The 9,010-nt window shown below is 55.4% G+C and carries 11 protein-coding genes; 4 read left to right on the forward strand and 7 right to left on the reverse strand.

Features of this window, described 5'->3' with window-relative positions:
• Positions 1-121: 121 nt before the first annotated feature.
• Positions 122-1,078: a hypothetical protein gene (locus tag QMG93_RS21570; protein ID WP_281940082.1), complete on the forward strand. Its 957-nt coding sequence runs from the start codon at positions 122-124 to the stop codon at positions 1,076-1,078.
• 80 nt (positions 1,079-1,158) lie between these two features.
• Here QMG93_RS21570 and QMG93_RS21575 read toward each other — a convergent pair whose 3' ends face one another.
• The 4 genes from QMG93_RS21575 to QMG93_RS21590 are packed head-to-tail and all read right to left on the reverse strand — an operon-like array spanning position 1,159 to position 4,460.
• A complete protein-coding gene (locus tag QMG93_RS21575) occupies positions 1,159-2,142 on the reverse strand; it encodes a BtrH N-terminal domain-containing protein (RefSeq protein WP_281940084.1) in 984 nt (327 codons plus the stop codon).
• Complete coding sequence (locus QMG93_RS21580) at positions 2,117-2,707, reverse strand: hypothetical protein (RefSeq protein ID WP_281940086.1); 591 nt, start codon at positions 2,705-2,707, stop codon at positions 2,117-2,119. The genes QMG93_RS21575 and QMG93_RS21580 overlap by 26 nt, the downstream gene beginning before the upstream one ends.
• 12 nt (positions 2,708-2,719) lie before the next feature.
• Entirely contained in the window at positions 2,720-3,739 is a 1,020-nt protein-coding gene (locus tag QMG93_RS21585; protein ID WP_281940088.1) for an RnfABCDGE type electron transport complex subunit D, read from the reverse strand.
• 43 nt (positions 3,740-3,782) lie between these two features.
• Positions 3,783-4,460 (reverse strand): helix-turn-helix transcriptional regulator, encoded by a 678-nt coding sequence (locus QMG93_RS21590; RefSeq protein WP_281940109.1) that lies wholly within the window; start codon positions 4,458-4,460, stop codon positions 3,783-3,785.
• Positions 4,461-4,692: 232 nt separating this feature from the next.
• Here QMG93_RS21590 and QMG93_RS21595 point away from each other — a divergent pair, with 232 nt between their 5' ends.
• Positions 4,693-4,893 (forward strand): hypothetical protein, encoded by a 201-nt coding sequence (locus QMG93_RS21595; protein ID WP_054976766.1) that lies wholly within the window; start codon positions 4,693-4,695, stop codon positions 4,891-4,893.
• 89 nt (positions 4,894-4,982) lie between these two features.
• Here the strand turns inward: QMG93_RS21595 and QMG93_RS21600 are convergent, their stop codons facing one another.
• From QMG93_RS21600 to QMG93_RS21610, 3 genes are read right to left on the reverse strand one after another with little or no spacing between them, the layout of a single operon-like run.
• Positions 4,983-5,771 carry an ABC transporter permease gene (locus tag QMG93_RS21600; protein WP_281940090.1) on the reverse strand — a complete coding sequence of 263 codons (789 nt, stop codon included), beginning with the start codon at positions 5,769-5,771 and terminating at the stop codon, positions 4,983-4,985.
• Positions 5,772-5,775: 4 nt separating this feature from the next.
• A complete protein-coding gene (locus tag QMG93_RS21605; protein WP_281940092.1) occupies positions 5,776-6,585 on the reverse strand; it encodes an ABC transporter permease in 810 nt (269 codons plus the stop codon).
• Complete coding sequence (locus tag QMG93_RS21610; protein WP_281940094.1) at positions 6,569-7,567, reverse strand: ATP-binding cassette domain-containing protein; 999 nt, start codon at positions 7,565-7,567, stop codon at positions 6,569-6,571. The genes QMG93_RS21605 and QMG93_RS21610 overlap by 17 nt, the downstream gene beginning before the upstream one ends.
• 236 nt (positions 7,568-7,803) lie before the next feature.
• Here QMG93_RS21610 and QMG93_RS21615 point away from each other — a divergent pair, with 236 nt between their 5' ends.
• Positions 7,804-8,592 carry a phytanoyl-CoA dioxygenase family protein gene (locus QMG93_RS21615; RefSeq protein ID WP_281940096.1) on the forward strand — a complete coding sequence of 263 codons (789 nt, stop codon included), beginning with the start codon at positions 7,804-7,806 and terminating at the stop codon, positions 8,590-8,592.
• Between the two features lies 1 nt (position 8,593).
• Positions 8,594-8,938 carry a VOC family protein gene (locus QMG93_RS21620; RefSeq protein WP_281940098.1) on the forward strand — a complete coding sequence of 115 codons (345 nt, stop codon included), beginning with the start codon at positions 8,594-8,596 and terminating at the stop codon, positions 8,936-8,938.
• Positions 8,939-9,010: the final 72 nt, after the last annotated feature.

Genomic DNA, 9,010 nt, shown 5'->3' on the forward strand with positions numbered 1-9,010 from the left:
GAACGAAATGCGTGAACTCAAGTAAAGCAGAGAAGAAGCCCGTCGCGCCACGTATCATGGAAAGAGAACGGGCATCGTTTCACCTGCACAACCACTCATGGAAATGGAGGAACTAAGCCACATGAACGAACGAAACGCAATAACGGCCGATACGGAAGTTTCGCTTGCCTTAGGATATCCGATGCGCAAACGAATCTATTGGGCGCTGATAGGCATCGCCGTCGGCGTCCTCATCGCCGGGTTCTGGAACTATAAGCTCGTGGACGGCTTCGGCAACGAAATCGTCGCCGGCCACACGATCGGGAAAACGTCCGAGCTGGCGGGCTCCTACGGAGAACGCGGACTCGGCTTCGGCTTCCTGTTCGCATCCGTCGCCGGCTTGGCTGCTACTTTTACTGCTTGCAATTGCGTCGTGTTCGCGATGATTCCCGGTCTGGCCTGCGCAGACCGCCGATTATCCCGATCGGCCGCGCTTCGGGCCTTCGGCGTGTTTGCCTTTGCCGTCGTCGCAGTCTGCCTGCTGTACGGCTTGTACATCGGCAGCCTTGGCGCAGCCGGCATCGAGGCGTTTACGGATCGCAGCGTTCGCCTGGGGCGGGCCCAGATCACGTTTACGTCGCTTGGCATCGTTATGGTCGCTTGGGGCGCGCTTGCCTTCGGATTTATGGACGGACTGAAATCCCGGCTTCCAGCCGGCGTTCGTTCGTTCTTCGCCCGGCCGCTGACTCAGGCGGGGATCATGGGAACGATGGTCGGCATTTTCTCCATCGGCCGGCCGTTTCCCGTCTTTCGCGACTTTCTCGTCTATGCGGCTTCATCCGGCAATCCGCTCTACGCTTCACTCGCCATGGGCGTGCAGGGACTGGGCCAAATCGCCTTCATGGTGCTCTTGTTCCTCGGCCTCGTCTACGCCTTCGGCAGCCGGCTCCTCCGCTGGGCGGCACAGCGCCCCCACCAGCCGCGACTGGTCAGCTCCGTCGCGCTCTTCATCGGGGGCGCCTATTTCATATACTACTGGGGCCTGGCCCGGGCGCTGGATATCGGCAGCTGGGGCTTCAAGCTGGGCTGGTATCACTAGCAGCTCCAATCGAACGCGCACAAAAAAAGAAGCGAAGTTTGACGCCCGTTCAAAACTTCGCTTCTTTTTTGCCGCCCCGCCTAGCGCTCCGACATGCGCCAATCGGGATGGGCCAGCAGCCACCCGGCCAACGCCTGCGTATGGTCCGCTTCCGCCTCCAGCAATCGCGCAAAGCGGCCTTCGATCCGGTCGCGCAGCGACTTCGCTTCCTTGCGCAGCAGTCCCCTGGCGACCATATTGCCCATCACCTGCCAGTGCTGCGAAGCCTCCAACGCTTTTCCGGCGAGCCCCGGCAGTCCGCACAACCCGAGAAACACATGAAAATGATACCGGGTGAACGAAACTTCCTTAATCATTTTGTGCGTCAGGTCGAGCCATTCGCTCTCGGTTTCCAGCAGCTGCATCAGCTTTTCCCCAAAAACCGGAATCGCCGGCAGCCCGTGCCGCATCGTTTCGTCCAAATCCACCTCAGGCGGACGCCCCTGCATCGCATCGACGTTTCGCTGAATCGCCCTGCGGTGGTCAAATGAAGCTCCGGTGCAGTTTTGCTCCGCCTGCCAGGCCAAATAAAACAAATGCAAATCCTTATATCCGCCGTATCTCGATTGGTACGACTCCATCGCAGCGAGCAGATCCCGTCTGGAAATCGGCCCGACATACTGATAATAATGATCGCATACGACGTAACCGCCCGGTGCCGTTCCGATCACCTCGACCGCATGCGAATCGTGCGCTTGCCGGTAATACGCATGGTACGGCAGCTCATACATGTCCGAGATGACGCCCGCCGTTCTTCCCAACGCCAGCCATTCGTCAAGCAGGACGGCCAGATCGCCGGCGTCCGGACTGCAGGTTTCGACCCAATCGATTCCGTGATCGTCGGCCAACTGCCGCCGAACCGGCGTATAGTACGGATCGACGATAACGTAGTCTCCTTCGTCTTTATATCCGAATCCCGCCTGATTCCATACGAGCTCCGTCGGGACGCCGAGCCGTTTCAGCATGGCGGCCACAATAATTTGCATACAATTGTGATAGTTATGAATATACGGTGCGTAATCCATTCGGACTCCTCCGGTATTCCAGCGTCATTGCAAAAATATGCATGGAAGGATTGTCTTCGAACACAAGAGCGCGCGCCGCCCCGGTTTCCCCGGGGTACGGAATCGAACAGATCCACAGATTCGGCCGGACATGCGCATATCGGCCCGATACCATGTGCATGTATGGAAGCGTCATCGCCAAGCGGTCGCCGAAAGCCGGGCGGTCGGACACGAAATCTGTCAGCGCCAGGCGCGCCGTATGAAGCAGCCGATCCCCCGCGACAAAAGAAATGCGGTCGAACGAATCCCCGTTCGCCGAAACGCCCAGCGCATGAACGCAGTCAAGCGTTCCGGGCATCCACGGCAAAGCGACCGTTTGACCGGACGTTTCGATATTGTCTCCGTCCTCGGTCGTCTGATACCGGAACGGAATGCCGTCGAACCGGTACATTCGGCCAAACCGGATCGATTCTGCCGGAAACGAAGAGGAACCCATAGTGAGCCTGCCTTCCTCGCACCGGGATTCATAAGTAAATCCCCGGTTGTTGAAATAAGGCCGCAAATCCATCGCATGAAAAAATCGCACGAGCCTGCCCTCCTATGCGTTTATTGACTTGTTACGGCGCTTCAGCGATAGGAGACGGTACGGAATGCCGTACAGCACGGTCACAATAAACGCCGCATAAAACAACGAATTCGTAACCGCCTGAAGGCGGAACAGCGCGTCGACGAACGCAATCAGAAACGCCGCCGTCATCCGTGCCGCCGGGCGAGGAGCCGTCGTCTTCGGATCGGTGATCATGAAAAAGGTGAACAATTGAAACGACGCGCCGAGCATCGGTCCGAAGGCGTAATAAATCGGCTCGCCGAACAGGTAATGGCGCAAGGCCGCGAACAGCACGAAGCTGAGCACGAACGCGAGCACCGTGTCCAAACGCTTGGCCACGCCCGCTGCGATAAAGCCCAGGACAAGGATTAAGATCATCACGTCGATGCCGTTCGTCCACTGCTTCGGCGTGCTGACCGCATATTGGGGCAGCACAAACAGCAGAAACACGATGGCGATGTTGTTCGGATTGAACACATGACTGCCTCCGATGCGTATGACATATTTCATGACGATCGCCAGGACGGCGGCCAGCACATAAGGCCAAACCAAATAGGAGCTGAGCAGCAAACTGAGGCCGATGCCGGAAATGATAGCGCTTAACGGAAACATCCATTTTTTTAGAACAATCCTCGCCAAAAGAAGCTCGGTTGCCACCGCGCTGAGAACGGACGCGAAGAAGCTGTCCCATCGCTGGAAAAAGCCGAGAAAAAATTGTCCTGCAAAGACAAAGCTAATTAAAAACAATAAAATGAAATACCGGGCGTCCCACTTGATTTTTGCGGCCATGACGGCTAAACCTCCTAACGAAATGGGGTGATACTGCCCCGCCGAATAGAAGAAGGACATATGCACCATATGGAACGGACTGCTGTAAAAGTAAGGATCGCGCGGAACTTCCGTCTCCGCGTCCGGGGTGTCCGAGACGGCGTCCGTACGTTCGGCTTCCTCGCGTATCGCCTCTTCCAGTTCGATGTAGCCGGCATCCCCGGTCTCTCGTTCGGGCTTCATGTTTAAGCTCCTCCTTAGGCAGAATTAACGTTCGGCTCCCGCATTAACCGGTGTAGGCTTTTGATGGAATACTCATCGGCAGGGACGGCGCCGGCTCGAAAATGGTTTTGCGGTAAGCGGACGGACTGATACCGACCAAACGCTTGAATATTCGAGAAAAATGCGTCAAGTCGTTGTAGCCGACCGAATAGCAGACGTTCGTCACCGACTCTCCTTTAATCAGCAGCTTTTTAGCCTTTTCGATTCTGCGGCTCATAATGTATTCCTTAAAACCAACCCCCGTTTTTTTCTGAAACACTCTTGAGTAATGATATTTGCTTACAAAAATATGATCAGACACCGTTTGAAGCGATAGGTCGGTTTCACAAAGGTTTTGATCGATATATTTCAAAGATTCGTCGAACAACGAATGCTCCTCGACGCACTCGGGACAGGGGGCCATCCTCTGCATCCAATCGTTAACCAATTGAATGTGAGATTCTCTGACCTTGGTCAAGATCATGGTTGGACTGTGGTTCGTCACAAGTTCGTGGACATACCATGAAGCCGGGAATGCGTCGTCGAAGGTTAAAAACGCTATCAAATGGTAGCGACGTGCAGTTGCAATTTTCACGACTTCTTGAAAGCATCCCGTAATGACCAGCTGTGTCTTATGGGAGAGCTGACTCATAATTTTGCTGCTTTCTTCGCAATCACCGGGTTTTGGAAATATGAATAACATACTCAAGTAAATCGCTCCTTCCCCTGACCATGATTTTGTTTCATTTTACAACAGGCAAATTTAGGAACGATCTGCATTTGTTGCTAATCTTTAGTGTTAATTTGACATATTTTCTTCATATTCCCCTTTATTAAGCGCAAATTCGCCCGACAATCCGACAACAAAACGCGAGCCCTTACGTTTCGGCGATCGTATGCTAAAGGCAGCACAAATAAAGGAGGAACGGTCGTTCATGTATCCATTCGATCGCTTTGAGATCGGGCTGCCCGACCGGCAGGCCGATTACCCGACGCAGGTGGCGGATTGCGCTTATGTCCGATGCGCGAACCCGATTTATGCCGGGGAACCGAATTGGCATTATTACGGGGAATGGTTCTGCAGTTCACTGTGCATCGCCAAGCACCTTGGGGCGGATAAACGCTGCGCGAATTAATCGGAATTGACGCGACAGGACGCCCATACGCAAACTTAGGCTGTCGAGCAGGTCGGCAGCCTTATGTTCGTTCTTGCTTGCCCTTTCGATCACGAGCCCGCGCTCGTATAAAAGCGGACGGACGTCCGCCAAAAATACCAGCTGGCCGCAAACCATACCGGCGCAAGCAGCAGCGTGGTGACCAGCATCTCCGCAGACCCTTTGTCCAGCAGCAGGCCGACCGGAACCGTAAACACGAACAGAACCGGCAGCGCGTAGGAAAAGACGATCCGCGAGACGCCCCCGTATACCGTGGAGGGTACGAACAAAAAACCGAACAGTGAAAAAAACACCTGATTGACGAACTCCGCCCGCTGGACCCACATCGACAAGGTTACGATCACCATGCACACCGAGTACAGCATGACGAGGCCGATAGCGGTAAACAGCAGCGCCCCTCCGAGCCGAAACCAATCGCCCTCCCAGCCGATATGCGCGGAGCTGTAGAGGATCATGCCCAGCGCCGATACGAGATTGAGCGCAAAGCCCAGATGCGGGTCCGATAGCGAAACCATGAACTGGGAGTGGATCGGCTTTAGCAGAACGAAATCGAGCCGGCCCGTCGTAATTTTTTCGGGAAGCGTCTGGAGGTTGTTGATCGCGAGCATCAGAAACAAGGTAAAGAACAGCTCGGCGAATCCCCGGTAAAACAGCATTTCATACTTGGTCCACCCCGCAATAGCATCCACATGGCCGTAAATCGTCCGGTAAAAATAGACGAACAAGCCGAAATTCACGGACATCCCGACGCCCCAAAATACAAAATGGAGCGGCGACTGCATTTCCCGAATTAGCGCGATTCGCAAAAACGTCAAATAGACTCTCCCGTACCTTCTCACGCGTTCATCCTCCCACCGCCTGATAACTTTTCACGCCTTTTCGCCAGATCCAATACGAGACGGCCGATAATATGCCGATCCACAGCAGTTGGCAGCCGATCCCTTCCACAATCTGCCGCTCGGTGAGCCCGTTCGTGCAAATTTTCGCGGTAAAATACACTTGATACGGAAATGGAACGAGACGGAAAAGCCATTCCAGCGATGTAAACACATCCGGCGGGAACCACATACCGCTCAAAAACCAGTAAACATTGCTGAAAAATATAAACAGCACATGATACCGCACGAACCAAAAAGCCACCAAGCCCAGGCAGTAAAAGATCAGAAAGCTGATCGCAAGCCCGAGCAGCGCGCTCACGATCACCCAGCCCGGCTGCTTCGGAAGCGCATCGGGAGCGAGCAAACCGCCCGCCGTCAATCCGGGCAGCAGCACGACAAGCGGGATGAACAGAAGCGCAAACTGAATGCTTCGGCGTCCCGCATTGACGAAAAACATATACGCGAAATAATGGACCGGCTTGTTCAAATACTGATTCAGCTTGCCGCTCTCGATATCGCCGGCAATCGTATAATGGATGCCGTCCGCCAGGACGACGTATTTCAACAGCGCGATAACGACGAGGTATAGCGTCATGGAATGGGCATTGTAGCCGGCAATGTCCGGCGTTTCGCGGAAAATCATCGCCCACATCGCCAGCGGGATAAGAAGCGTATACAGATTGATCAGCCAGCTTATGACAAAATTTAACCGGTACGTCATCGCATCCTGCACGGTAAGCAGCCAGACAGTCCCGTATTTACGTAACCTCCGCATGCGGAATCTCCTTCCCGTACAGCCGCTCGATCGTATCTTCGATGGGCGGCTCCTCGACGCTGATATCCACCGGCATCCAGCGCCCGGTCGAGGCGATGAAATCCGGTACCCGCTCCCGTTCCAGCCGAAAGGTAAAATCGTAATCCCGGCAAGACACCAAAACATCCCGCCGCTGATCCAGCCATTCCTTTTCCGGAAGCGAGGCGAAGCGGACCTTGACGATCTGCCCTCCGCCCATCCGGCGTTTGGCCTCCTCCAGGCTGCCGTCGTAGACGATCCGGCCTTCGCTAATGACAATAATACGACGGCAAAGCGTAACAATATCTTCCATGTAATGGCTGGTCAGCATAATCGTCGTCGCGCCGCTTCGGCTGTATTCGCCGACAAAGCTGCGCAAGCTCCGCTGCGAGGTCAGATCGAGTCCGATCGTCGGTTCGTCGAGAAATACGATTTTCGGATCGTGTAGCAGCGAGCCGATGATTTCCATCTTCATCCGTTCGCCAAGCGACAAATTGCGCAGCGGCACGCTCAGCAGCGACCGGACCGACAGTGCGGAGGACAAGTCGTTCACCCTTTGCCGAAAACGCTTCTCCGGGATTTCGTAGATATCCCGGTTGAGCGTGAACGAATCGATCGCCGGAATGTCCCACCACAACTGGCTGCGCTGGCCCATCACAAAGCTGATCTGCCGCAAATATTCCCGTTTCCGCAGCGAAGGCTCATGCCCGAGTATGCGCACGTAACCCGACGTGGGGGACAGAATGCCCGAGCACATCTTCAGTACGGTTGTTTTCCCCGCCCCGTTCGGTCCGATGAAACCGACCGTTTCGCCCGGCTCAATGCCGATATCGATGCCTTTGACCGCTTCGTTCACCCGGTATTCGGGACGAAGAATACCGCGCAGCGAGCCTCTAATCCCTTCCTGCTTCACCGGGACCTTGTACCGTTTCGTCAAGCTTCTGACATCCAATGCTTTCCGCATAGCTTCGCTCCTTTTGATCGCTCAAGGCTTCATCTTGTGCCATCTTAGCACGGGAGCAAGCGCATCAATAGGCGTAAGTTGGCCGACTGTTCGGCGTTCGCTGTGCATCGCCGCACTCCGCAACAAACCCCGGACGGCCCGGCAACAAACGCCGAGGCAAGCGCTTTCGTTTCACTTATAGTGGAACAAACGGCTGCGGGCCGAAATCCGAATATGGGACAAGGCAGGGAAGAAGGATGACCAGATGGATGACAACCGATGAGCGAGCGTTTTTTGACACAAACGGTTATGCGGTGATTCAAGGGCTGTATACCCGGCAGGAGACGGAAGAGATGAAGCAAGAGCTGGACAAAATTTGGCTCGACCGCATCGTCGCGGGCTCCATTGTGCAGCAGCCGAAGCGGCCGCTCGACAGCTTGTTTCCTCCGCTGCGCGACGTGCATCTGACCAGCGAGTGCCTGCTCGGCGTTATGACCGATCCGCGTCAGTTCGACCTCGTCGAGCAGATCATCGGCGAAGAGGCGCTGGCCATCGGAACCGGTTGCTTTTTCAAGCCCCCGGGGGCGGCGGCGCTTCCGTTTCATCAGGATAATTACGATATCGGGGTGTATCCGGGTACGACCTGTGCCGTATGGATTTCCTTGGATGACACCGATCCGGATAACGGCGGACTTCGTTTCGTGCCGGGAACGCAGCATCTGGGGCTGCTTCCGCCGAAAATTCCAGGTCACGCGTCCGTTTACGGGCAGGCGGTATCGGTGCCCCGCGACTACGAAGTGGCCCATGTGCGGACAAGGCAGGGGGATGCCGTCGTGTTCGGCGGAAACATTCTGCACGGCTCCAACCCGAATGTGACCAAGTACCGCTTCCGGCGCGCATTCGTTACACATTTCGCCGGAGCCAGCACCGAAAAAATCATGGTGCATCACCTCGATTTGCGCAACCGTCATGGCGAGCTGATACAGCGCCGGATGAACCGCTATCATAAGCTGCAATTTATCGACGAATATCAAAGGAGGAAATGACATGTCCGAATTGTTCAGCCGGATGGATACCGTGTTTCTAATCGCCGAGGAATTCGACCGGTCTATCGAATGGTACGGGGAGAAGCTCGGATTGACGCCGGGATACCGTTCCCGGGGCGCAGCGACCTTCCACGCGGGAAGCGGCACTCCCCTTACGCTGATCGACGCCGCCGTGCTGGAGGAGGAGCATCCGATCTTCAACTTTTACACGCCTGATATCGATGCAGCCCACAAGCATCTGACAGAGCGCGGCGCCGATCCCGGCCCGATCCGCCATTATGGCGATATGGCCACCTTCGACTTCCGCGACGTTGACGGCCGGCTGCTAAACGTCTGTCACTATTGAGGCGTTGCGTGTATAAATCCGATACCTTTACGAAAACAGGCGCTAACGTGGTTAGCGCCTTAGCCTGTTGAG

Origin of the sequence: Paenibacillus tyrphae, assembly GCF_027925525.1 — a bacterium.
GTDB classification, from domain to species: domain Bacteria; phylum Bacillota; class Bacilli; order Paenibacillales; family NBRC-103111; genus Paenibacillus_G; species Paenibacillus_G tyrfis_B.

Excerpts from the sequence above, each read along its gene's own strand:
- QMG93_RS21570 (WP_281940082.1), top strand. The coding sequence starts at position 122 with ATGAACGAACGAAACGCAATAACGGCCGATACGGAAGTTTCGCTTGCC.
- QMG93_RS21575 (WP_281940084.1), bottom strand. The coding sequence starts at position 2,142 with ATGGATTACGCACCGTATATTCATAACTATCACAATTGTATGCAAATT.
- QMG93_RS21585 (WP_281940088.1), bottom strand. The coding sequence starts at position 3,739 with ATGAAGCCCGAACGAGAGACCGGGGATGCCGGCTACATCGAACTGGAA.
- QMG93_RS21590 (WP_281940109.1), bottom strand. The coding sequence starts at position 4,460 with ATGTTATTCATATTTCCAAAACCCGGTGATTGCGAAGAAAGCAGCAAA.
- QMG93_RS21595 (WP_054976766.1), top strand. The coding sequence starts at position 4,693 with ATGTATCCATTCGATCGCTTTGAGATCGGGCTGCCCGACCGGCAGGCC.
- QMG93_RS21605 (WP_281940092.1), bottom strand. The coding sequence starts at position 6,585 with ATGCGGAGGTTACGTAAATACGGGACTGTCTGGCTGCTTACCGTGCAG.
- QMG93_RS21610 (WP_281940094.1), bottom strand. The coding sequence starts at position 7,567 with ATGCGGAAAGCATTGGATGTCAGAAGCTTGACGAAACGGTACAAGGTC.
- QMG93_RS21615 (WP_281940096.1), top strand. The coding sequence starts at position 7,804 with ATGACCAGATGGATGACAACCGATGAGCGAGCGTTTTTTGACACAAAC.
- QMG93_RS21620 (WP_281940098.1), top strand. The coding sequence starts at position 8,594 with ATGTCCGAATTGTTCAGCCGGATGGATACCGTGTTTCTAATCGCCGAG.